Here is a 22739-nt window from a genome sequence, read left to right as displayed (position 1 = left end):
GTTTCTTCTTAAAGCCTTTAAGTTAATTATACGCTTAAATTGTTTCGTTAATATTTTTTTGCCAGAGCACTTCGGAGCCACCTTCTGCACGCTGTAAAGCACGAGATGCTACAAATAACCAATCTGATAAGCGGTTCAATAGTTGTAAAGAAGGTGCTTGAATATTTTGATCACGAGCATGAACGGACATTAATCTGCGCTCTGCACGACGGCAAACAGCGCGTGCTTGGTGTGCAAAGCTACAAGCTAATGAACCTGAAGGCAATATGAAGTCTTTTAACATGGGTAAGTCTTCATTTAAACGGTCAATTTCATTTTCTAAATATTCAATTGCAATAGGCTGAACTAAGTTGAAGTTTGGAATACAAACTTCTCCACCTAAGTCAAAAAGCCAATGTTGAATAAGGCTTAATGATTTATCCCAAGTGGCTTTATCTTCAATTGCGCTTATTGCAATTTGTGAGCGTAAAACCCCAATACTTGAGTTGAGCTCGTCTACATCGCCAAGTGCTTCAATACGTAGATCATCTTTGGAAACGCGTGAACCATCGCCAAGTCCTGTTGTTCCTGAATCACCTGTGCGGGTATAAATTTTACTTAAACGGTGTCCCATGTTATTTCCTTAATATTCAGATATCTCTAGTTAAAAAGGATAATGCCACAGCTGTGACATTATCCTCAAAAGTATTTAGTTATAGGTTGATGAAATTAGTATTTGAAAGTTACACCTACAGAAGCTACACGACCACCGTTGATGTAATAAACACCATTTCCATTAGATGCGGTTTTGTATTTTACGTCACCGACATTTTCAATATTGGTAAATACTTTTACGTTTGGATTGATATTCCAATAAGCATTTAAGTCAATTGTTACATAACCAGGATTTTCACGTTGATAATCTTGAGCACTTGATTTAGATGATAATGTTCCGCTTAGACCATAGATTTCATTTTGCAATCCAGCAGTTAGTGTAAAACTTTGTCTAGGGCGACGAGTTAATTCTGTAGATTTCGCTTCAGTTTCATCTGTTGCTTTGACATAGTTATAGGCTAATTTAGCGAAAAGTTGATCATTTTCCCAGTTAAGATAACTTTCGGCGCCTTTAAATTTAGCTTTTTTAATATTTTGATTTAGATAGGTGGATGGTGCAATCTGTTTAGAGTTAATGAGATCTTTTACATCTGTTTGGTATAAAGAGAGACCAGTGCTGAAACCATAATTTAGTTTTTGATCTAAACCAATTTCATAAGATGTGCTTTTTTCAGGATCTAGGTTTGGATTGCCACTCGAAGAAGAATAAAGTTCATTTAAGTTTGGAGCTCTAAATGCACTACCGATATTAGTATAAATACTGGTTAAAGGAAGTATTTGATAACGAATAGCGGCTTGAGCAACGGTATTGGTTCCATATTTCTGATTATCTTCTACGCGAAGACCAAGCTGGGTGTGAATTCCATCTTGATCATATTGATGTTGTACAAAATAACCTGTGGAATTGACAGATTCATTATAGCCAGCACCATAAGAAATAATATCGCCTGTAACTTTTTGATGAGCAACACCAAAAATTAGATTTTGAGCAGGTGAAAATTGCCATTTGGTGTGTACTTCTGCTTCTTGAGTTTTACTATGAATGAAATCTACTGATTGATTTTGATCAAGGTCATCTTTGAATTGAGATAAACGAGCACTTAGTTCAAGCTGTTCATTTAAATTCACTTGACCTTTCAGATTGAGCATTTCATTTTTAAAATCTTGGCTTTTTAACGTATTTGAGGAACTGTACTCATTTACACCTTGATTCTGATCATAGTCTAAAGAGAGGGAATAGTTTTCTTTTTTTACTCCAACTTTAGTACCAAATCCTTTTTGGTGAAAACCTGCATCTTCAGCATTTACAGCATCGGTAACTGGTGTACCATCTGTTGCTAGATTTTGGCCACGAATTTGAGCATAAAAGCCATCATCAAAAAGATCTGCACCAACAATAGCTTTGTAGGTATTGTTTTCACCATATTGACCTGTAACAAATGCTTCTGTTTTTTCAGGTGTTTGTGTAATGAGTTGTACAACTCCCCCAATAGCATCTGTTCCATATAAAACAGAAGCAGGACCTTTTAATATTTCAATTTGTTTAATATTTGTTGTATCTAAAAATGGAAGAGATGCGGAACCTGCAGATGCTGTATTTAAGCGAACACCATCTTGAAGAATAAGCGTTTGGGTTGAATTCGTACCACGTAGGAAAATAGAGGATTGTTGTCCGTAGCCACCTGATTGAACAATATTTGCAGCCGCTTCACGTTTTAATAATTCAGGTAGAGATGTGATTGGTGATTGCTGAAGGATCTTTTGATCAATGACAGAAATGCGAGCAGGAACATCTTCAATTTTATCTTCAGTTAATGTTGCTGTAACGACTAAGGGTTCTAAAGAGGTATTTCTAGTAGATTGTGTTGAGACATTTTCTGCAGCAGATGTGATTGTTGAAAAACCCATTGCAATAGCGATAGCACCTACAAGGGCAGTAGGTTGAAAAAAGGTAGACATGCTTTTTGAGCTCCATACATTCACCCCCCGTGAATGATTGAGTTAAGGGCGCAATAAGCTGGTATCCGGACTTAAACGTGATCGAAAATTCGATCTACTTACCCACCTTCCCACAAAAAATTGCAGTGGCGTAAATTTTTCAATTTATAAAGATAAGCTTTTCATTTTACCGTTGCGGGGGCAGTGTTGGATTTGCACCAACTTCCCTATAGCGATGGCTAAGACTTATTGCATTTGTGCAAAGTATAAAGTTAGCATGTGAAATAAACAATCTTCGTCAATAATATTGCGTATGAACTTTACGCAAGGTAGAAAAATTGCATTACAATGATTCGCCTTTATATTTATAGATGGGCTATAAATGTGGCGCAGCGAGAGCAATAAAAATGCGTACCCGTGTAAAAATTTGTGGAATTACTCGCGCTGAAGATGTTACATCTGTTGTAAAGTCAGGTGCAGACGCTATTGGTTTTGTATTTTTTCCACCAAGTCCAAGACATGTCAGCATTGAACAAGCAGAACAACTTGTTAAACATGTACCTGCTTATGTGCAAACAGTTGGATTATTTGTAAATGCATCTGAAGAAGAAATATTAAAAACACTGCAAAGCGTATCATTAGATGTTATACAGTTTCATGGAGATGAAACACCAGAACAATGCCAACGCATTGCTCAAGTTACAGGCAGACGCTGGTACAAAGCCATTCAAGTTAAACCTGATACTGATGTTGTTACGAGTATCCTGCAATTTCAAAAAGCAGGTGCAAGCGCAATGCTTTTAGATGCATGGCATCCAGAATTAAAAGGTGGAACGGGACATTCTTTCGATTGGTCTCAATTTCCACAACTCGATATACCCCTGATATTGGCAGGCGGTTTAAAGCCTGAAAATATTGAAGACGCTATAAAGACGACCAAGGCATACGCCGTAGATGTCAGCGGAGGCGTTGAATCCGCAAAAGGTATAAAAGACCAACAACTCATTGAACGATTTATGCAAGGAGTCCATCGTGGATCAGCAAAGTACTAATCACAACAACCCAGTGATTGACTATACCCAATACCCAGATGAACGTGGGCATTTTGGTATCCATGGCGGACGTTTTGTGTCAGAAACGCTTATGGCGGCATTAGAAGATTTAGAAAAACTCTATTTCCGCATGAAAAATGACGAGCAGTTTTTGGCAGAATTCGACCGCGATTTAGCATTTTATGTAGGGCGTCCTAGTCCTTTATATCATGCAGAACGATGGTCGAAAGAGTTAGGTGGTGCACAAATTTATTTGAAACGTGAAGATCTAAACCATACAGGTTCTCACAAAGTAAATAACACGATTGGTCAGGCACTTCTTGCAAAACTTTCAGGAAAAAAACGTATTATTGCTGAGACAGGCGCAGGTCAGCATGGTGTTGCAACAGCAACAATTGCAGCCCGTTTAGGTCTTGAATGCGTTGTATTTATGGGTGCAGAAGATGTAAAACGTCAAGCAATGAACGTATATCGTATGCGTTTGCTTGGTGCGACTGTTATACCTGTAGAAAGTGGCTCTAAAACATTGAAAGATGCCATGAACGAAGCAATGCGTGATTGGGTTACCAATGTAGATTCAACTTACTATGTGATTGGTACCGTGGCAGGGCCACATCCATATCCGCAATTGGTTCGTGATTTCCAATCGATTATTGGTCGTGAAGCACGTCGTCAAATTCAAGAACAAGCAGGTCGCTTACCAGATGCATTAGTAGCATGTGTAGGTGGTGGTTCAAATGCAATGGGCTTGTTCTATCCTTTCTTGAATGATCAAGATGTAAAAATGTATGGTGTTGAAGCAGCAGGCTACGGCATTGAAACAGGTAAACACTCTGCACCGCTAAACGCAGGTCATGTGGGTGTGCTTCATGGCAATCGTACGTATTTGATGTCTGATGAACAAGGTCAAATTATTGAAACACATTCAATTTCAGCAGGTTTGGATTATCCAGGTGTTGGACCAGAGCACAGTTTCTTAAAAGATATGAATCGTGTGGAATATGTGCCAATTAATGACCAAGAAGCACTTCAAGGTTTCCGTGATTTAACGAAAATTGAAGGGATTATTCCTGCATTAGAAAGTTCTCATGCTATGGCATACGTGACAAAACTTGCTCCAACTATGTCTAAAGATCAAATTATTATTGCGACTGTTTCAGGTCGTGGTGATAAAGACTTGATGACTGTTGCACGTATTGATGGTGTGGAAATGGTTGAGATGTAAAGAATCTCCCTAACCCTCTTTAGTAAAGAGGGAATAGCCCTCCTTAGAAATGGGGGGGAGGATTAGAAATCGTATTCAAGCAATTGGATGCGATTTTTTAATATGCCATAAAAGTTCCCCTCTGTTTTTAAAGGAGGGATTGGAGAGGATTATTGTTTAAATGGGTTTTAATAATCTATAACAAAGAACAATAAGAGTTACTCAATATTTTCAATAGTGAGCAAACTCACATTGGCGTATGATGAAGTACCTAGCCTAAAGCCAACGGATTTTTTATGCCAAGCCTATTTATTACCATGCTCGGTGGTCGTCATGTACGTGCAAATATTGAGGTTCATGATGTTGTTTTGACGGTAGGTGAAACATTGGAAGAAACTTATGATCAATTACGTGATGCATGGTTTGGTGAAAAAAATGGCTTACATATTGATGCATGGGCAAAAATAAATGGTGTAGAGCATTTAGGAAAATCTTACAAAATTCAATTTAGCCAAGCACATCCCAAACTAACCGATCCAAAATTATGGTTAATTAACTTAGGTGGATACGATGAAAAAGAGTTTGGTGAGCTTCATCGTTATGTATTGATTGTTGCTGAAAATGCAGTAGAAGCAAAAGCTCAAGCAAAAACTCAATATGCGAGCCATTGGCAGAAAAAACATACAGACCGTATTTTAGATGTAGATGATTGTATTGCCATTGATCATGTTCATGGGTGCTATATTCAGCTTGTGGAAGGGGCTTTTAATGCAAATATTTGGCAAAATGATTATTTAATGGTGAATTCTGAATCACTCTGATAGATAAAAAATATTAGAAAATATTTCAAGTTGTACATAAGATTTTAAATCTTAGCTTATCCTTTGTTATTGTAAATTTCTGCTTATAAATAACAAAGCATGCACATGGTAGGAATTATAAAAAATGGATTTGATTCAATCGAATGGACAGCCTCGATATGGTCGCTTTTTAGAACTACCATCAAGCATAGATGTGAGTAAATATGATTATAAAACACCTTACGGAAAGTCCTTAACTGGGTGGAGAAAGCATTTAAAGTATAAAAAATTTAAATTTTGCTCCATTCAGCATGAACATTATAGTCTTGGTGTTGCTGTAGTAGATATTGGCTGGGCAGGGCATGGTTTTTTTTATATTTATGATCATGTATTAGATGATGTTCTAGAGTGGAATGCGATTACACCATTTGCTCGAAATACTCGAGTTGATGAGCAACCCTTATTTAATCACAGCCATTTTACAAATAGCCCGTATCAAATTGAAATGCAGCATGCAAATGGTGCACGTTATATTACGGTTACAAAGCATGGCGAAATATTATTGAGCATGAGAACCTTTTGTGCGGGTACAACTCCTTTAAGTTTATGTAGTCCAAATGGAATTAATGGTTGGACATATACACAAAAATTGACAACTTTGGGTTGTGAAGGTTTTTTTATTAATAAAAAAGGTCAAACGATTCAATTTAATGAGCGAACTTTTGCGGCTTTAGATGATACATGTGGTTTTTTAAGACCAGAAACGGCATGGTTTTGGTTGTCGTGTAATTTTTGGGATAATCAGAATCATCGTATAGGAATTAATTTAGCTTCTGGTGTAAATGAAAGCTTTGGTAATGAAAATAGCTTATGGGTAAATGGTAAGTTATATGCCTTGTTGGATGTTTTATTTCAGCAAATTTCAGATACGCAATGGGCTATTCAATCACTCGATGAGTCTTTAAATTTGACTGTCACAACAGGGTGGCGTCGTTATGAGAATTTAAATTTAAGATTAGTTGGAAGCCAATTTAGTCAGTGGCAAGCAAAAATAAGTGGAACAATTTTACAAGATGATCAAGAGGTTGTTTTGAGTAATGAATATGGTTTGCTCGAACAGCATTACGCAAAGTGGTGATCGCATTGTAAATTTAAGTGAGTAAAAAAAGGCTTCCTAAGAAGCCTTTTTTATTACCATAAGATCTCTAAATGAGTCTATTTATTAAAGCGACTCATTTGTTCTAAAGCACTTTGTAAATATTGACCATTAAATTGCTGATCTTTGATTGGTTTATTTGACTTATTTAAGAAATCATATTGACCAACAGCACCCACCTCTAGAATGTCTTTTTCAGTAATGACTGCGTAGCGGCTATAACTTGAAGAAAGAATCCAATCACGTTTTATCTCTGTGCCCATGAGGTCTTCACCAGTCGAATAATCTTTGATGTTGTTGGTGACACCTAAATAGTTTTTCATTAATGTTGGTACAACATCATGATGACTAGTAAACATTTTTGAATCTAATTTTGTGAGTTCAGAGTCATTGATTTTAGGACCAATTATGGCAAAAGGTACTTTAACTTGAGGGTCTGTAAAGTTGCCGTTATGCCCCCAGAAGTTTTCCATATTGTCATTTACTTCTTGACCATGGTCACCTGTAATAATAACAAGAGTATTATCTTCTTCACCTGAAGCTTTAATTTTATCAAGTACTTGTTTAATTAAGCTATCTACATAATGTACGCTTGTTTTATAGCGATTCATCATGAGTGAGCGATCTGTATCATTGCTTAATTTAAGATAATTGACTTCTTCAAGCATAGGCTTAAATTGATGAGGATAATCTTTAGGGAAAGCATATCCATGTGGCGAATCGTAAAATAAGAATGAGAAAGTTGGTTTATTTTTATTACGATTGTCGAACCATGTTAACCAGTCTTGAGTTAAGCCAACATCTAAACCATCTGGCGAACTTCCAACTGAACTAATACGTAAGTTGGGAACTTTGGCGAAAATAGTTCTGTCAAACTCTGGATTGGTAAGTTTAGCCGCTGCAAAAATACCTAATTGGTAATCCATTGCTTGTAAGCGATCTATGAATACTGGGGTTTTACGATTTGATAAAACACTTTGCCAATATGTACCTGGAATACCGTAGAACAAACCAAAAATACCTGTACGTGTCGCATTACCAGAGGAAATATGGTTGTTTAAAATTTTCCCCTTCTGTGCATATGCCCACATATTTGGACTGGTTTCAGCATTGAAGGTATCTGCGCGCCAAGAATCCACAACAATAAAAACAATGTTGATAGGTTTACTTACAGTTTGGGTTTGAATAGGTTGTAATGGATAATTTAAATCACTATTACTGTTGATTGTCATTTCTTGTTGTTTTTTGATTGCCTCTTCATCAATCCAACCCATTTTACGCATTGTTGCCGTTGAGGAAGATGGCTGGAATAGTGGTAAATATTTTTTGGTCATGGTTACAGGTTGATAGACATTTGCAGCAGCCCAAACGTGAATACCGTGAGAAATTAATAGCGTGATAAAAGTGACCCAAACAAACTTTTTACCTAGCTTCCATTGTGGGAGAGGGATTTTATTTTCTAACTTAACCATAAGAACATATTGCAAAGCCCATAACGCTAATATGCTAAAAATGGTCATGAACCATGTTGATAACGGGAAGCTTACAACCTGCCCAGACATCACTAATTCAAGCATCACCATACTGATATGAAAGCGATATTGAGAGAAAACAATCGTATCTATAAATAAGACAATAAGCGTAAATGCACTTATTCCTGAAATGATCAAACGACGTGGAATATTCGGTAAGAGTAAAAAGGGAATAAGAATTAGACCAACTAAAGCGGTCATTGTTGCCATGTGGGAAATAATACTTGAGACTAAAAAGCTAAAGCCTAGAGTATCTGTAGGAATCTCTGGCATGACTGAAAAGTATCTGCAAGAAATTAACATCGCAATAATGGCATTTATTGCAATAAAATATCCGTAGCTATGTAGTTTTGTTTTAAAAGGCATAAACAGCACGCTTTAATATAAATTGGGTGGGTTAAGCTAGAAGCTCAACTTTTAAAGGGGTATATCATAAACTTAAAATATCAGTTATTGAATAAAAACTATTCGTTAGGTTGTTGTAAATGGATGGCTGATTCAATATTACAAAGCTTTGATGGAATAATAGATATAAAAAAGCGGTCATAAAGACCGCCTAAAATTTATATTTGTTTAAGTTTTGGAAAACGTAAAATAATGGATAAGAGTGCAAAGATGGCAAGTACCCAACAGTAATAAATACTGCCTATAAGTTCTACTGGAGAAATTTGGGCAATTGAGCAAGCCAATAAAAGCTGTGCTCCATAAGGAATTAAGCCTTGAGTAATGCAAGAAAAAATATCAAGTAAAGCTGCGGCACGTTTCGGATCTACATTGTATTCTTTAGCTATTTCTCTAGTCATATTGCCAGACAGGATAATGGCAACAGTATTGTTAGCTACAAATAAGTTAGAGCAAACAACAAGAAGACTAATTCCAATTTCACCAGCACGCTGTTTACCAACATTAAATAGTCGAGTGATTTTATAAATACGTTGAATAAGCCATTCTAAACCACCTTCTTTTTGCATAATGGCAGATAAACCACCTAAAAACATTGAAAGTAAAGCGACTTCAAACATGCCCACGAAGCCACCATAAATGGCATTATTGAACTGTAAAAAGTCAAAATTGGATGAATTAGCTAAGCCAATAATGCCAGATAAAATGACCCCAATAGTTAATACTGCCAATACATGTAATCGTGTAAAAGCTAAAACAAAAACAGTGATATAAGGTAAAACGAGCCACAGATCATAAGTTTTATAATGAATGTCTTGTGCGCTATGACTTAACATTACATAAATGAAAATAGTAATGATTGCAGCAGGAACAGCAATCCAAACATTGACTCTGAATTTATCTCTAAGTTGAACTTTCAGGCTATTTGTTGCAGCAATGGTTGTATCAGAAATCATTGATAAGTTATCGCCAAACATAGAGCCACCAACAACCGCACCAATAGCTAAAACAGGTGCGATCTCTGTTGCTTGAGAGAAACCAAAGGCAATAGGTGCACAGGCTGCAATAGTTCCCATAGATGTACCCATTGCTGTCGCAATAAATGCAGAAATTAGAAACAGCATTGGTAGTACAAATGAAGGAGGAATAATAGATAAACCCAGTTGTACAGTTGCATCTACGCTACCAATAGCACTACTTGTACTTGCAAATGCACCAGCAAGCATAAACACCATAAACATGAGAATTAAATTTGGATGGCTTGCACCTTTTAAAAATTCTTCAATGCCGACATTAAGCTTATCTCGATACAATAAAACTGCCACAATAATTGCAGGAATAGCCGCTACAGGCGCTTTAATTTGATAAAAAGCGAGCTCTGTGCCAATGATTGAGTGATAAACCCCACTGCCTAAAAATAGCGATAAAAAAATAATAAGAGGGAGTAGTGCGATGGCACGAGCATGCACTTTTGTAGAGTGGTGGGAGGTCATAGGAGATAAAAAAAATAAGAATGTGCTTAGTATAATGCAGGTTTTGCTATTTCAGTAATTTTTAAATGTAAATGCTAAGCAATTTATTTTTATCAATATTTTAAAATAAATCTAAGTTTATCTAAAATATTGGAAAATTTAGAAAAGCTAAAAATAGGCATCTTTGATCATTGTGTAAAAAAACGAAATATTGGTAAATATATCTTTCGGATTGTTCTGATCAAGAAGATTTGCAAATGGAATATCAAAAGCAAGAATTGAGAGCTATTCATTGAGTAAAAAATAGCGTTACAATGCATTGTCTTGTATTTCTACAAAAGCAACTCCTCAGTTTTAAATAATTCAAGGAAAGTACAACCCTATGTCACGTTTAGCCACTCGATTTGCACAGCTTAAATCTCAACAGCGTAAGGCTTTAGTTTCGTATGTCATGGCAGGTGACCCTCAACCGCAAGTAACCGTTCCGTTATTGCATAATATGGTTGAAGCAGGGGTAGATGTGATTGAACTCGGTCTTCCATTTTCAGACCCTATGGCAGATGGTCCAGTTATTGCTCTTGCGGCAGAACGCGCATTGGCAGGTGGAACAAATACCTTAGATGCTTTGAATATGGTAAAAGAGTTTCGTCAAAAAGATACAGAAACACCTGTTGTATTAATGGGATATTTGAATCCTGTTGAAGTAATTGGTTATGAAAAGTTTGTGTCTTATGCCAGTGAATGTGGTGTAGATGGTGTTCTACTTGTGGATTTACCGCCAGAAGAAGCACACGATTTAGATGTTGTTTTGAAAAAATTTGATATGGATCAAATTTTCTTATTAGCACCGACATCTACAGATCAACGTATTAAACACGTTGTGAAACAGGCAAGTGGTTTTATCTACTATGTATCTTTGAAAGGGGTGACAGGTGCTGCAACATTAGATGTTTCTGAAGCAGCTGCTCGTATCCAGAAAATTAAAGCTGAAACAAATATTCCAGTTGGTGTTGGTTTTGGTATTAGCGATGCTACCTCTGCAAAAGCAATGGGTGGTGTGGCAGATGCTGTAATCGTTGGAAGTGCTTTTGTAAAACAGTTTGCGAACTTAACACCAGAACAAGCCGCTATAGAAACGGTTAATAAAGTTAAGGAGCTTCGAGCTGCGCTCGATGAGTTAGTATGAGTCAAGAAGTGAAAACAGGGAAGATTCTTAGCCCTACTACGCCGTGGACAGATCGTGCTGTTCCAAGTATTCATGTTCCAGATGAACAGCAAGTCTATAAATCTACATTTACAGAACCCACCATTGAGTGTTCTGAATGTCATGCTTTGGTGACACGTACAGCTATGTCTTTCAATGCTTATGTTTGTCCACAGTGTGATGAACATTTACGTATGAAAGCGCGTGAACGTTTAACGTGGTTCTTTGATCAAGTAAATAGCGAACTAGGTCAAGAATTTAAAGCAAAAGATCCACTGAAATTTATTGACAGTAAACCTTATCCAGATCGTATGTCTGAAGCTCAAGCTAAAACAGGTGAAACAGAAGCACTTGTTGTCATGCAAGGTACTTTAAAAAATGTACCTATGATTGCATGTGCTTTTGAATTCGACTTTATGGGCGGTTCAATGGGTACTGTTGTAGGCGATCGTTTTGTACAAGCTGCTGAACGTGCAATTGCTACAAAACAACCGTTAATCTGCTTTGCTGCTTCAGGCGGTGCGCGTATGCAAGAGGGCATGTTGTCTCTTATGCAAATGGCGCGTACATCTGCTGCAATTCAACGCATGAAAGAAGCAGGTTTGCCATATATCGTAGTTTTAACACACCCTGTATATGGTGGTGTAACAGCATCATTGGCAATGCTAGGTGATGTTCATCTTGCTGAACCAAAAGCGATGATCGGTTTTGCTGGTAAACGTGTTATTGAACAAACTGTACGTGAAAAATTGGAAGAACCATTCCAACGTGCTGAATATTTACTTGATCATGGTGTAGTCGATCAAATTGTTCATCGTCATGCATTACGTGATACTGTATATCGCATTGTGACGAAATTGATGAATTTGCCTTGAACACAGCACCACTTGCAACAGACTCTCTAAACACATGGCTCGATTATTGGAGCCATGTTCACGTTACGGGGATTGATTTAGGTTTAGAACGTGTTATCCCTGTTGCTGAAAAGCTTGGTGTTACACGGCCCAATGCAAAAGTTTTTACTGTTGCAGGTACAAACGGTAAAGGCTCAACAACAACAACTTTGGCGGCAATTTTAAAAGCACAAGGTTACAATGTTGGGCTATACCAATCTCCACATATTTATCGATTTAATGAACGTGTAAAACTTTCTGGTTTAGAAGTGGATGATCAAACCTTAGTTAATGCTTTTGTGAAAGTTGATGTTGCACGTCGTGAATGTAATCTTTCGCTTTCTTTCTTTGAGGCTACAACACTCGCCGCATTTGTGATTTTTAAAGATCAACAATGTGATGCTTGGGTATTAGAAGTGGGGTTGGGTGGGCGTTTAGATGTTGTAAATGTTGTTGACCTCAATGTCGCGGTAATCACTAATATTGGTTTAGATCATACCGATTGGTTAGGCGATACCGTTGAAAAAATTGCTTTTGAAAAAGCAGGAATTATTCGTCCGAATATTCCAGTTGTTTTTGGTGGTTTACAAGACATTCCACAGGCAATATTAGATAAAGTAAATGAATGCAATGCCAATTTGTCGGCAGTGAATCGTGATTATTTTTATCGCTTTGCTGAAAATGGACAATCTTGGTTTTTTGCATCTTCAGGTACAACATTGCAGTTACCTACAGGGCGTTTAGCTTTAGAAAATATATCAACAGCGGTTGCTGCAATTTTAGTGAGTGGTTTGAAAATTTCACAAAATGCAATCGCTCAAGGTATTACAGATGCTCAGTTACAAGGGCGTTTTGAAATTAGAGAAATTGCAGGAAAAACTGTGATTTTTGATGCAGGACACAATCCGCATGGCGTTGAATTCTTATTAAAACAATTAAAAAACTATTTAAATTACAATAAACAATTTACAGAAGTTGTCAGTGTTTTTTCAATGTTGACAGATAAAGACATAAATTCTGTTGCACAGTTGTTGAAAGATACTGTATTAATGTGGAAAATTGCACCATTAATAGTGCCTCGTGCAGCAGAAATATATCAACTGGATGAAGCACTCGTAGGACAAAATGTAGAACACTTTGAAAGTGTTAAGTTGGCGTTTCAATCAGCTATTAATGAATCAAAGAATAATCAGCTGATCTTAGTGTGTGGTTCATTTCACACATTAGAAGCCGTATGGGAGTATTTGGAAGAATGTCAATGAATAACAAACAGCGCTGGATGGGCGGTGTTGTTTTATTAGGTGGCGGTGTTTTGTTGGCAGCCTTGCTTCTTAAGGGTAAAGAAGAAATACATCAAAATAATGTGAATGCGCCCGAACAAATTGAGCTTGCTCAACAACACGATAAAAATACTGAAGGTGAAATGGTTCAACTTCAGCCTTTAACTGTGGATGTTGAAACAGAAAAACGCTTGCTTGAAGAACAAAAGCGTTCGCGTGAAAAAGCGGTGGCTGAGCAAGAAGCACGAGCAGCTGAATTCTTAGCAACACAGCAACAAGCAGAAGCAGAAGCTGCCCGTAAAGCAGCAGAAGAGTATGCGGCAATGAATGCACGTCGTACAGGTGCAAACCAAAGCTCTGATAATATTCCACCAGAACTAATTGAAGATGAAAAAGCCAAACAAAAGCGCTTGGCTGAAGAAAAGTTGGCAGCACAAAAAAAGTTAGATCAGCAGAAGGCAACTCAGTTAAAAGCTGAGCAAGAAAAGCAAGATGCTGAAAAACAGAAAAAAATTGAATTAGCACGTGAAGCTGAAGCAAAGAAAAAAGCTGAAGCTGAAGCAAAACAAAAAGCCAATGAAAAGCTGAAAGCCGAAGAAAAGCGTAAAGCGGAAGAAAAGAAAAAGGCAGATGAAAAACGTCAGGCAGATGCTAAGAAAAAAGCTGAAGCTGAAAAAGCACGTGATTTACTTGAAAATGGTGATAAACAATGGATGGTACAAGTTGCGCTTGCTGTAAATGAGGCAAATGCAGATGCGGTTTCTGCAAAACTTCGAGCAAAAGGCTATAAAGTAACAAAGAGTCCAACATCCAAAGGGATTCGTATTATGGTTGGGCCATCGAAAGATCGTGAAACAGCCGACTCTACACGTAAGAAGATTGCAGCAGATGCAAGTTTAGGCATGAAGTCTGCTTGGGTGATTGATTGGGTACCTTTGGATAAACGTAACTAATTCAATACATCAGCGTGCATTAATTAAGATGGGTTCGATAGTTGTTGTCGAATCCATTTTATATTTTTAGGGCTAAATATTTTTTCAATATTGACCCAAATAGGATGAAAACCATATCCGCCATATTTCATCTCTCTTAAAGCTTCTTTTGTTGTCCAGTTTTCAAAAATAATGCGATACATTGCAATAGATGCACCCGTACGATCTTAACCGTGATAGCAATGAATTAATACATTTTGGTCTTTTTCTTGAGCTTTTTGAATTGCTTGCATTACTTTTAATATGTCTTCACGATTCATTGACCATGTGTTTATTGGAATTTGAACCAATGTTAAATTTTGGTTTTTTAATACTTTAGCATCTTCATTTCGAGTTCTTAAGTTAATGACAACCTGAATATTATGTTTTTGAAGGTCTGTAATTAAGGTGGTATTGGGTTGCTCACTTCTATAGATATGGTTGCTAATTTGATAAAAATTATTTGCCTGATTAATTTGCATTCCCCACGTTGTTGGGCGTGAACTAGTAGCAAGAGTTGAACTTGTAATACATCCAGAGAGTGATACATTTAAAATGAGACAAGCAAGAAGATGTAAAATTTTCATAGTTGTATTAATAATTAATAGTCGTGAATAGAATTAAAAATAATTTAAAAAGTGACTAAAAGAGTCTAGCTGAAAAATAAGGAATAAAAAAACCTGTGATCATACAGGTTTTAAAAATCTTAGAAACTTAGGCTCGTCAAAGAAAGTTTATAAGATAAAGTTTTAGTTATTATTCAGGTTGGGCTGTTAAGCGTAAATAGGGTTTTATTGCGGTATAGCCTTTAGGAAACCGCTGTTGAATTTCAGCTTCATCTTTTAATGAGGGTACAATAACAACATCATCACCTTGTTGCCAGTTTGCGGGTGTTGCCACTTTATGGTAGTCGGTCAGTTGTAAAGAATCAACCACACGTAAGATTTCATTAAAATTACGACCCGTTGAAGCAGGGTAAGTAATAATTAAACGTACTTTCTTATTTGGATCAATAATGACTAAAGAGCGTACTGTTAGTGTTTCACTTGCATTAGGATGAATGAAATCATAAAGCGTAGAAACCTTGCGGTCTTGGTCGGCAATAATTGGAAAGTTTACAGTGGTATTCTGAGTTTCATTAATATCTTGAATCCAACCATAATGTGATTCAACAGAATCTACTGATAAAGCAATGGCTTTTACATCACGTTTTGAAAACTCATCTTTGAGTTTTGCTGTAAAACCAAGCTCTGTTGTGCAAACGGGTGTGTAATCGGCAGGATGAGAGAATAAAATCCCCCAACTATCGCCTAAAAAGTCATAAAAGTTAATTTGCCCTAAGCTAGAATCTTGTGTGAAATTCGGTGCGATATCGCCTAAACGTAAACTCATTTTTTCCTCGGTATATTTAATGTTTTATTCGTTGAAAAATAATATGGATGAATTCTTTAGCAAAATAAAATATATTTTTGTGTGTTGTTTATCTTTTTATTGAATATATAAGTCCATCTATAAATAAAAAACAACCGATAAAATCAAGACTTATCTATATATAGAAAGATTAAAATTTGATACATTATTTCCCCTTAGGTTTCAGTGTTTAGCAAAGAGAAGATTATTTTTATATTGGTTTTGTGCAAAACCCTTGTACTTCAAATTTCTAGCACCATAATAACGACTAAGAAAAACTTATTTTGATAAGCAAGATTTAGAGAGTCTATTCATGTTGGCAAGTCTAATCGGAGGAATCTTCGGTACTAAAAATGAGCGCGAACTTAAACGCATGCGCAAAATTGTTGAAAAAGTTAATGCGCTCGAGCCGACGATATCAGCTTTAAGTGATGCGGACTTATCTGCAAAAACCGAAGAATTTAAACAACGTTATAATAAAGGTGAAAGTTTAGATAAGCTTTTACCAGAAGCATTTGCAGTTTGCCGTGAAGCGGCAAAACGTATTATGGGGATGCGTCATTATGATGTTCAGATTGTAGGTGGTATTACACTTCATGAAGGTAAAATTGCAGAAATGCGTACTGGTGAAGGTAAAACACTTATGGGGACGCTTGCCTGCTATTTAAATGCAATTAGTGGTCAAGGTGTTCATGTAATTACTGTGAATGATTACTTGGCACAACGTGATGCTGAGTTAAACCGTCCATTATTTGAATTCTTGGGTTTAAGCATTGGTGTGATTTACTCAATGCAAGATCCAATGGAAAAATCTGAAGCATATAAAGCAGATATTACCTACGGGACAAATAATGAATTTGGTTTCGATTACCTACGTGACAACATGGTGTTTTCTTTAGGTGAAAAGAAACAGCGTGGTTTAATTTATGCAATTATCGATGAAGTTGACTCAATCTTAATTGATGAAGCGCGTACTCCTCTGATCATTTCGGGTCAAAGTGAAGACTCTTCACAGCTTTATGCAGCTATTAATGCGATTCCACCTAAGTTACATGCACAAAAAGAAGAAAAAGTTGCAGATGGTGGTCATTTCTGGATTGATGAAAAACAACGTTCAGTTGAAATGACTGAAATTGGTTTTGAAACAGTAGAAAGTGAACTTATTGCAATGGGCTTGTTGGCAGAAGGCGAGAGCTTGTATTCTTCTGCAAACTTAAATCTTGTACACCATGTCACTGCTGCAATTCGCGCACATTATTTATATCAACGTAATGTTCACTATATTATTAATGATGGTGAAGTTATTATTGTTGATGAAAATACAGGTCGTACTATGCCGGGCCGTCGTTGGTCTGAAGGTTTACACCAAGCAGTAGAAGCGAAAGAAGGTTTGGAAATTCAACCTGAAAACCAAACTTTAGCAACAACAACATTCCAAAACTATTTCCGTTTATATAAAAAATTATCTGGTATGACAGGTACAGCAGATACAGAAGCTGCGGAAATGAAAGAAATTTATGGTTTAGATGTTGTGCTTATTCCTACGCATCGTCCAATGGTTCGTAAGGATGAAAACGATTTAATTTATTTAAACCGTAATGGTAAATATTCTGCAATTATTCAAGAGATTCAACGTGTTCATGAAGCGGGCGTTGCACCAATTTTGATTGGTACAGCAACTATTGAAGCATCTGAAATTTTATCTGATAAGTTGCGCGAAGCAGGTGTTGCACACGAAGTACTTAATGCAAAACAACATGAGCGTGAAGCAGATATTATTGCGCAAGCAGGTGCTCCGCGTGCAGTAACAATTGCAACAAATATGGCTGGTCGTGGTACGGATATTCTTTTGGGCGGTAACTGGAAAGCACTACTTGCCAAAATTGAAAATCCGACAGCTGAAGATGAAGCTCGTTTAAAAGCAGAATGGGAAAAAAGCCATGATGCTGTACTTGCATCGGGTGGTTTACACATTATTGGTTCAGAACGCCATGAATCTCGTCGTATTGATAACCAATTGCGTGGTCGTGCAGGTCGTCAAGGTGACCCAGGTGTTTCTCGTTTCTATTTATCTCTTGAAGATGACTTGATGCGTATTTTCGCAGGTGACCGTATTGTCGGCATGATGCGTGCAATGGGTCTTAAAGAAGATGAAGCAATTGAACATAAAATGGTTTCTCGTTCTATTGAAAATGCTCAACGCAAAGTAGAGGCACGTAACTTCGATATTCGTAAAAACTTATTGAAATACGATGATGTAAATAATGAGCAACGTAAAATTATTTACTCACAGCGTGATGAAATTTTAGCTGAAAGCACACTTCAAGAATATGTTGAAGAAATGCATCAAGAAGTTGTGAAAGGTTTAATTGCAAACTATATTCCACCTGAGTCTATTCATGATCAGTGGGATATTCCAGGTTTGGAAGTTGCATTACGTGAAGATTTTGGTGTTGAATTGGAAGTTTCTCGTTGGCTTGAAGAAGATCGTCGTTTAGATGAAGAAGCTTTAGTTGAACGTATTTACGATGAAATTTTACAACGCTACCGTAGCCGTCGTGAGCAAATGGGTGATGAATCTGCTGCAATGCTTGAACGCCACTTTATGTTGGGTTCATTAGATCGTCATTGGAAAGATCATTTGGCTGCAATGGATTATTTACGTCAAGGTATTCACTTACGTGGATATGCGCAAAAAAATCCTGAACAAGAATACAAAAAAGAAGCATTTAACTTATTTGTAAATATGTTGGGTGTTATTAAATCTGATGTTGTAATGGACTTGTCTAGAGTTCATGTGCCAACAGCTGAAGAGTTAGCAGCTTTGGAAGCACAGCAACAAGCGCAAGCTGAAGCAATGAAATTAAACCTTTCTCATTCTGATGTGGCTGAGTTTGATTTCACGGCATTAGAAACTGAAACAGCTCCTGTTGAAAGTCAAGAGGTTGTTGCGCCTGCAAGTCGTAATGCCCCATGCCCATGTGGTTCAGGCATGAAGTACAAGCAGTGTCACGGTAAAATTTAGTTTTTATTCAGCCTAAGTGAAAAAAAGCAGAACAAATTGTTCTGCTTTTTTTTCTTATGTATCACATGAAATTAAATGAGTAATCTCGATTAGTAATTGATGTTCTGCTCATTAAGTGATATTTAATTGCAGATTAAATTTAGATATTGGGTGTCCAGTGAAAAAAGTATTAAAAACATTAATGATTGCTTTATTAGCAGCTCCAGCACTTTCATTTGCAAATACGACACAACAGATAACACAAGCGCAAGTTGTAAATGGAAAAGTGATGGTGGTGAGTCCCCGTACTGGAATTCAATATAGTGTAGATAATCCAAATGAACGACCTGTATTAATTCAAACAGAAGCTATTGCACCTGCAACATCTGCAACCGTAGATCGAATTGTGGCGTCAAATCCTGCTTTATCTGAAGAAAGTCAAAAAAATGCGAAAAAGGCTTTATTGGCTGCGCAATAATTCCAAATACTAAAAATTTAAAACCAGCTTTTGTGCTGGTTTTTTTTATTGATAGAAAACAGAATAAAGTTACATTCTACAGGTGCTTTTGCTCGATTTTTCGATAAATTTCTACTAAGCTGTGGTTTTCTATATAAAACTAAATTGGAAGTTTTAAAATGGCTGTAGGTGACGTATCTATGCCGCAAATGCATGCGGTGAAAGGTGTAAAAATTGGTTCGGCTGAAGCATATGTGCGTTACCAAAACCGACGTGACCTTGTTATTTTTGAATTTGCAGAAGGTTCAAATGTTGCAGGTGTTTTTACACAAAATGCATTTTGTGCAGCACCTGTTCATATTTCTAAAGCGCATCTTAAAATTACCAACCCTCGTTATCTTATTGTTAATACAGGAAATGCCAATGCGGGTACAGGTAAAACAGGTATGGCGAATGCTGAAAAAACGTGTGCTAAGTTAGCAGAACTTACAGGTGTGTCTGCATCTGAAGTACTGCCATTTTCTACTGGTGTTATTGGTGAGCAGCTTCCAATCGATCGATTGGTAAATGGTTTGCAACCTGCTCTAGATAGTTTGAATGAAAATTCTTGGTTAGATGCTGCAACAGGCATTATGACTACAGATACAACACCTAAAGGCGCATCTGAGCAGTTTGAGCTTGATGGTGTGACTTATACCATGACAGGTATTTCAAAAGGTGCGGGTATGATTCGCCCGAATATGGCAACTATGTTGAGCTATGTCGCAACAGATGCACCTATTAGTCGTGAATTGGTACAGCAACTTTTAAATGAAACAGTTAATGTTTCTTTCAACCGTATTACTGTAGATGGCGATACCTCAACAAATGACTCATGTATTTTTGTTGCAACAGGTCAAGCAGGTGGTGCGGAAATTACATCAGCTACAGATACTCGTTATGCAATAGTTCTTGAAGTACTTACACGTGTCATGAAGCGTTTAGCACAGCTGATTGTACGTGATGGCGAGGGTGCAACTAAATTTATTACTGTTGCCGTTGAAGGTGGTGAAAATACCCAAGAATGTTGTGATATTGCATATAGCATTGCTCATTCACCACTTGTTAAAACTGCAATTTTCGCATCAGATCCAAACTGGGGGCGTATTTTAGCTGCAATTGGTTATGCTGGTGTACCAAATTTAAATGTTGAAAAAATTCAAGTTTGGTTAGATGATGTACAAATCTGTAAAGATGGCGGGGCTGCTGAAGACTATACGGAAGAGGCGGGTGCACGTGTTATGTCTCAGACAGAAATGACGATTCGAGTTGACTTAGGTCGGGGTCAAGAGAAAGATACGGTATATACCTGTGACTTATCTTATGACTATGTCAAAATTAATGCGGATTATCGTTCATAAAACTTAATTTTAAAAAGCCTCCGTTGTGAGGCTTTTTTATAAGCATTACTTTTTACTTACTGGTCAAAAAATAAAAATTGACTAGATGTTAGGATCGCTTACTTCGTGTAAGCCATAAGGATAGAGAAGACGTTGTTATGAATAATGCGACCAACTTAATTGCCAATGATGCTAAATCTATTGTGCAGGCGCATTTAGATCGCTTAGGTGAATCTAAAGATTCTTATTTAGCAGATGATGTTAAACAAGAAAAATTTACCCAAATAAAAGCAGAGTTAGAAAAGCAAAATGCGGTATTGGTTGCGCATTATTACTGTGATCCTGAAGTGCAAGAATTAGCAGAGCTTACTGGGGGGTGTGTTTCAGACTCATTGGAAATGGCACGTTTTGGTCGAGATCATCCTGCAAAAACATTAGTAGTTGCAGGGGTTAAATTTATGGGGGAGACATCTAAAATTTTATCTCCTGAAAAAACAGTACTTATGCCAACACTTGAAGCAACATGCTCTCTGGATTTGGGCTGTCCAGTAGATGAGTTTACTAAATTTTGCGATGAACACCCTGATTATACGGTTGTGGTATATGCGAATACTTCTGCTGCTGTAAAAGCGCGAGCCGATTGGGTTGTTACATCAAGTTGTGCGGTAGAGATTATTGAACATTTAGATAGTTTGGGTGAAAAGATTATTTGGGCGCCAGATCAGCATTTAGGACGATATATTCAAAAGAAAACAGGCGCTGATATGTTGCTGTGGGATGGTTCATGCATTGTACATGAAGAATTTCGAGCACGTGGTATCGAACAGATGAAAGCTTTGTACCCAGATGCTGCTGTTTTGGTGCACCCTGAGTCGCCTGAGTCTGTTATTGATATAGCAGATGCTGTAGGAAGTACATCTCAGCTTATTAAGGCAGCAGAGATACTGCCGCATGAAAGATTGATTGTTGCAACTGACCGTGGGATTTTCTACAAAATGCAACAAGCAGTTCCAAATAAGATACTTATTGAAGCGCCAACAGCAGGAGAGGGGGCAACTTGTCGCTCTTGTGCGCATTGTCCATGGATGGCAATGAATGAATTAGATGGAATTTTAGAAGTATTACAAAAAAAGCATCAAGAAATCTTTGTTGATTCTGCTTTAGCAACACGTGCAAAACTACCTTTAGATCGAATGTTGATCTTTAGTGCAGCATTAAAAGCTCAAAATTGATTGAAAAATATCTAAAATGCTTGATAAATAAACGGTTGAAGCATTTTTTTGAATTTTTTTAAATATAGGTGTTGACGTTACAGAGCGTCACGCCTAGAATGCACACCGTACCGAACGACATGTTTGATACAAGCTGAGATGAATCGGAGCATAGCACAGCCTGGTAGTGCACCTGGTTTGGGACCAGGGGGTCGTAGGTTCGAATCCTACTGCTCCGACCAATTCTTCAAGGCAAAGAAGCTTGATATTTTATATCAGCGGTAATGCGCCTGTAGCTCAGTTGGATAGAGCATCCGCCTTCTAAGCGGATGGTCACAGGTTCGAATCCTGTCAGGCGCGCCATTTGGTTCGTTTGATTGTAGAATCTGAAAGCTTGTTGTAATGGTGATTGTAGCTCAGTTGGTAGAGCCCCGGATTGTGATTCCGGTTGTCGAGGGTTCGAGCCCCTTCATTCACCCCAATTCGGAGCATAGCACAGCCTGGTAGTGCACCTGGTTTGGGACCAGGGGGTCGTAGGTTCGAATCCTACTGCTCCGACCAACTTTAAGTTGGTCGAAATAAAAGATACCGCATTAAGCGGTTTTTTTTATGCCTGAAATTTGACAAGATATAAAGCGTTCGAAAAATACTTCAATACTTCAATACTTCAATACTTCAATACTTCAATACTTCAATACTTCAATACTTCAATACTTCAATACTTCAATACTTCAATACTTCAATACTTCAATACTTCAATACTTCAATACTTCAATACTT

17 protein-coding genes, 4 tRNA genes, 1 pseudogene and 1 riboswitch are annotated in these 22739 nt (G+C 37.2%); of the genes and pseudogenes, 16 read left to right on the top strand and 6 right to left on the bottom strand.

Going from position 1 to position 22739, the window contains the following annotated elements:
• Positions 1-34: 34 nt before the first annotated feature.
• Positions 35-613 carry a cob(I)yrinic acid a,c-diamide adenosyltransferase gene (locus AC5YDH_RS12485; RefSeq protein WP_496119973.1) on the bottom strand — a complete coding sequence of 193 codons (579 nt, stop codon included), beginning with the start codon at positions 611-613 and terminating at the stop codon, positions 35-37.
• 95 nt (positions 614-708) lie between these two features.
• Positions 709-2553, bottom strand: a complete 1845-nt coding sequence (locus tag AC5YDH_RS12480) for a TonB-dependent receptor plug domain-containing protein (RefSeq protein WP_496119971.1) — start codon at positions 2551-2553, stop codon at positions 709-711.
• 39 nt (positions 2554-2592) lie between these two features.
• A riboswitch (cobalamin riboswitch) is annotated at positions 2593-2797 on the bottom strand.
• A gap of 142 nt (positions 2798-2939) precedes the next feature.
• On the opposite strand from AC5YDH_RS12480, the gene AC5YDH_RS12475 reads away from it, so the two are divergent.
• The 4 genes from AC5YDH_RS12475 (at position 2940) to AC5YDH_RS12460 (ending at position 6726) form a co-directional block, all read left to right on the top strand.
• The gene (locus AC5YDH_RS12475; protein WP_496119969.1) at positions 2940-3584 is read left to right on the top strand and encodes a phosphoribosylanthranilate isomerase; all 645 of its coding nucleotides are present in this window, start codon (positions 2940-2942) and stop codon (positions 3582-3584) included.
• Positions 3565-4809, top strand: coding sequence for a tryptophan synthase subunit beta (gene trpB, locus AC5YDH_RS12470; protein WP_496119967.1), 1245 nt, complete (start codon positions 3565-3567; stop codon positions 4807-4809). Before AC5YDH_RS12475 ends, trpB begins: the two co-directional genes overlap by 20 nt.
• A gap of 275 nt (positions 4810-5084) precedes the next feature.
• The gene (locus tag AC5YDH_RS12465) at positions 5085-5609 is read left to right on the top strand and encodes a DUF1543 domain-containing protein (protein WP_496119965.1); all 525 of its coding nucleotides are present in this window, start codon (positions 5085-5087) and stop codon (positions 5607-5609) included.
• Positions 5610-5733: 124 nt separating this feature from the next.
• A complete protein-coding gene (locus AC5YDH_RS12460) occupies positions 5734-6726 on the top strand; it encodes a DUF2804 domain-containing protein (protein WP_496119963.1) in 993 nt (330 codons plus the stop codon).
• A 77-nt stretch (positions 6727-6803) separates the two neighbouring features.
• On the opposite strand, the gene AC5YDH_RS12455 is transcribed toward AC5YDH_RS12460, so the two are convergent.
• Positions 6804-8642, bottom strand: a complete 1839-nt coding sequence (locus AC5YDH_RS12455; RefSeq protein WP_496119961.1) for a DUF3413 domain-containing protein — start codon at positions 8640-8642, stop codon at positions 6804-6806.
• Positions 8643-8839: 197 nt separating this feature from the next.
• Complete coding sequence (locus AC5YDH_RS12450; RefSeq protein ID WP_496119959.1) at positions 8840-10171, bottom strand: Na+/H+ antiporter NhaC family protein; 1332 nt, start codon at positions 10169-10171, stop codon at positions 8840-8842.
• 361 nt (positions 10172-10532) lie between these two features.
• On the opposite strand from AC5YDH_RS12450, the gene trpA reads away from it, so the two are divergent.
• From trpA to AC5YDH_RS12430, 4 genes are read left to right on the top strand one after another with little or no spacing between them, the layout of a single operon-like run.
• Positions 10533-11336 carry a tryptophan synthase subunit alpha gene (gene trpA / locus AC5YDH_RS12445; protein ID WP_496119957.1) on the top strand — a complete coding sequence of 268 codons (804 nt, stop codon included), beginning with the start codon at positions 10533-10535 and terminating at the stop codon, positions 11334-11336.
• Positions 11333-12229, top strand: coding sequence for an acetyl-CoA carboxylase, carboxyltransferase subunit beta (gene accD / locus AC5YDH_RS12440; RefSeq protein WP_496119955.1), 897 nt, complete (start codon positions 11333-11335; stop codon positions 12227-12229). Before trpA ends, accD begins: the two co-directional genes overlap by 4 nt.
• Entirely contained in the window at positions 12226-13509 is a 1284-nt protein-coding gene (folC, locus tag AC5YDH_RS12435; RefSeq protein ID WP_496119953.1) for a bifunctional tetrahydrofolate synthase/dihydrofolate synthase, read from the top strand. The genes accD and folC overlap by 4 nt, the downstream gene beginning before the upstream one ends.
• Positions 13506-14480, top strand: coding sequence for an SPOR domain-containing protein (locus AC5YDH_RS12430; RefSeq protein ID WP_496119951.1), 975 nt, complete (start codon positions 13506-13508; stop codon positions 14478-14480). Before folC ends, AC5YDH_RS12430 begins: the two co-directional genes overlap by 4 nt.
• Positions 14481-14503: 23 nt before the next feature.
• On the opposite strand, the pseudogene AC5YDH_RS12425 reads toward AC5YDH_RS12430, so the two are convergent.
• Positions 14504-15085 (bottom strand): annotated as a pseudogene (locus tag AC5YDH_RS12425) (dual specificity protein phosphatase family protein).
• A gap of 169 nt (positions 15086-15254) precedes the next feature.
• The gene (locus tag AC5YDH_RS12420; protein WP_496119949.1) at positions 15255-15890 is read right to left on the bottom strand and encodes a peroxiredoxin; all 636 of its coding nucleotides are present in this window, start codon (positions 15888-15890) and stop codon (positions 15255-15257) included.
• A gap of 331 nt (positions 15891-16221) precedes the next feature.
• Here AC5YDH_RS12420 and secA point away from each other — a divergent pair, with 331 nt between their 5' ends.
• The 8 genes from secA to AC5YDH_RS12380 all read left to right on the top strand — a co-directional run bounded on the left by secA (position 16222) and on the right by AC5YDH_RS12380 (position 22520).
• On the top strand, positions 16222-18933 hold the full coding sequence (secA, locus tag AC5YDH_RS12415; RefSeq protein WP_496119947.1) for a preprotein translocase subunit SecA: 2712 nt from the start codon (positions 16222-16224) through the stop codon (positions 18931-18933).
• Positions 18934-19090: 157 nt separating this feature from the next.
• Complete coding sequence (locus AC5YDH_RS12410; protein WP_496119945.1) at positions 19091-19390, top strand: hypothetical protein; 300 nt, start codon at positions 19091-19093, stop codon at positions 19388-19390.
• Positions 19391-19548: 158 nt separating this feature from the next.
• Positions 19549-20769 (top strand): bifunctional glutamate N-acetyltransferase/amino-acid acetyltransferase ArgJ, encoded by a 1221-nt coding sequence (gene argJ, locus AC5YDH_RS12405; protein ID WP_496119943.1) that lies wholly within the window; start codon positions 19549-19551, stop codon positions 20767-20769.
• A gap of 137 nt (positions 20770-20906) precedes the next feature.
• The gene (gene nadA / locus AC5YDH_RS12400; RefSeq protein ID WP_496119942.1) at positions 20907-21980 is read left to right on the top strand and encodes a quinolinate synthase NadA; all 1074 of its coding nucleotides are present in this window, start codon (positions 20907-20909) and stop codon (positions 21978-21980) included.
• A 144-nt stretch (positions 21981-22124) separates the two neighbouring features.
• Positions 22125-22201 (top strand) — tRNA-Pro (locus tag AC5YDH_RS12395).
• Positions 22202-22245: 44 nt separating this feature from the next.
• Positions 22246-22322 (top strand) — tRNA-Arg (locus tag AC5YDH_RS12390).
• Positions 22323-22364: 42 nt separating this feature from the next.
• Positions 22365-22440 (top strand) — tRNA-His (locus AC5YDH_RS12385).
• 3 nt (positions 22441-22443) lie between these two features.
• Positions 22444-22520 (top strand) — tRNA-Pro (locus AC5YDH_RS12380).
• The last annotated feature ends 219 nt before the right edge of the window (positions 22521-22739 follow it).

The sequence above is a fragment of the Acinetobacter sp. FY683 genome, assembly GCF_059515885.1.
The sequence above is the reverse complement of the archived record's forward strand: the minus strand, read 5'-3'. Positions and strand labels throughout refer to the sequence as shown.

Excerpts from the sequence above, each read along its gene's own strand:
- AC5YDH_RS12455 (WP_496119961.1), bottom strand. The coding sequence starts at position 8,642 with ATGCCTTTTAAAACAAAACTACATAGCTACGGATATTTTATTGCAATA.
- argJ (WP_496119943.1), top strand. The coding sequence starts at position 19,549 with ATGGCTGTAGGTGACGTATCTATGCCGCAAATGCATGCGGTGAAAGGT.
- AC5YDH_RS12465 (WP_496119965.1), top strand. The coding sequence starts at position 5,085 with ATGCCAAGCCTATTTATTACCATGCTCGGTGGTCGTCATGTACGTGCA.
- trpA (WP_496119957.1), top strand. The coding sequence starts at position 10,533 with ATGTCACGTTTAGCCACTCGATTTGCACAGCTTAAATCTCAACAGCGT.
- AC5YDH_RS12420 (WP_496119949.1), bottom strand. The coding sequence starts at position 15,890 with ATGAGTTTACGTTTAGGCGATATCGCACCGAATTTCACACAAGATTCT.
- AC5YDH_RS12475 (WP_496119969.1), top strand. The coding sequence starts at position 2,940 with ATGCGTACCCGTGTAAAAATTTGTGGAATTACTCGCGCTGAAGATGTT.
- AC5YDH_RS12450 (WP_496119959.1), bottom strand. The coding sequence starts at position 10,171 with ATGACCTCCCACCACTCTACAAAAGTGCATGCTCGTGCCATCGCACTA.
- AC5YDH_RS12430 (WP_496119951.1), top strand. The coding sequence starts at position 13,506 with ATGAATAACAAACAGCGCTGGATGGGCGGTGTTGTTTTATTAGGTGGC.
- secA (WP_496119947.1), top strand. The coding sequence starts at position 16,222 with ATGTTGGCAAGTCTAATCGGAGGAATCTTCGGTACTAAAAATGAGCGC.
- nadA (WP_496119942.1), top strand. The coding sequence starts at position 20,907 with ATGAATAATGCGACCAACTTAATTGCCAATGATGCTAAATCTATTGTG.
- accD (WP_496119955.1), top strand. The coding sequence starts at position 11,333 with ATGAGTCAAGAAGTGAAAACAGGGAAGATTCTTAGCCCTACTACGCCG.
- AC5YDH_RS12460 (WP_496119963.1), top strand. The coding sequence starts at position 5,734 with ATGGATTTGATTCAATCGAATGGACAGCCTCGATATGGTCGCTTTTTA.
- AC5YDH_RS12480 (WP_496119971.1), bottom strand. The coding sequence starts at position 2,553 with ATGTCTACCTTTTTTCAACCTACTGCCCTTGTAGGTGCTATCGCTATT.
- AC5YDH_RS12485 (WP_496119973.1), bottom strand. The coding sequence starts at position 613 with ATGGGACACCGTTTAAGTAAAATTTATACCCGCACAGGTGATTCAGGA.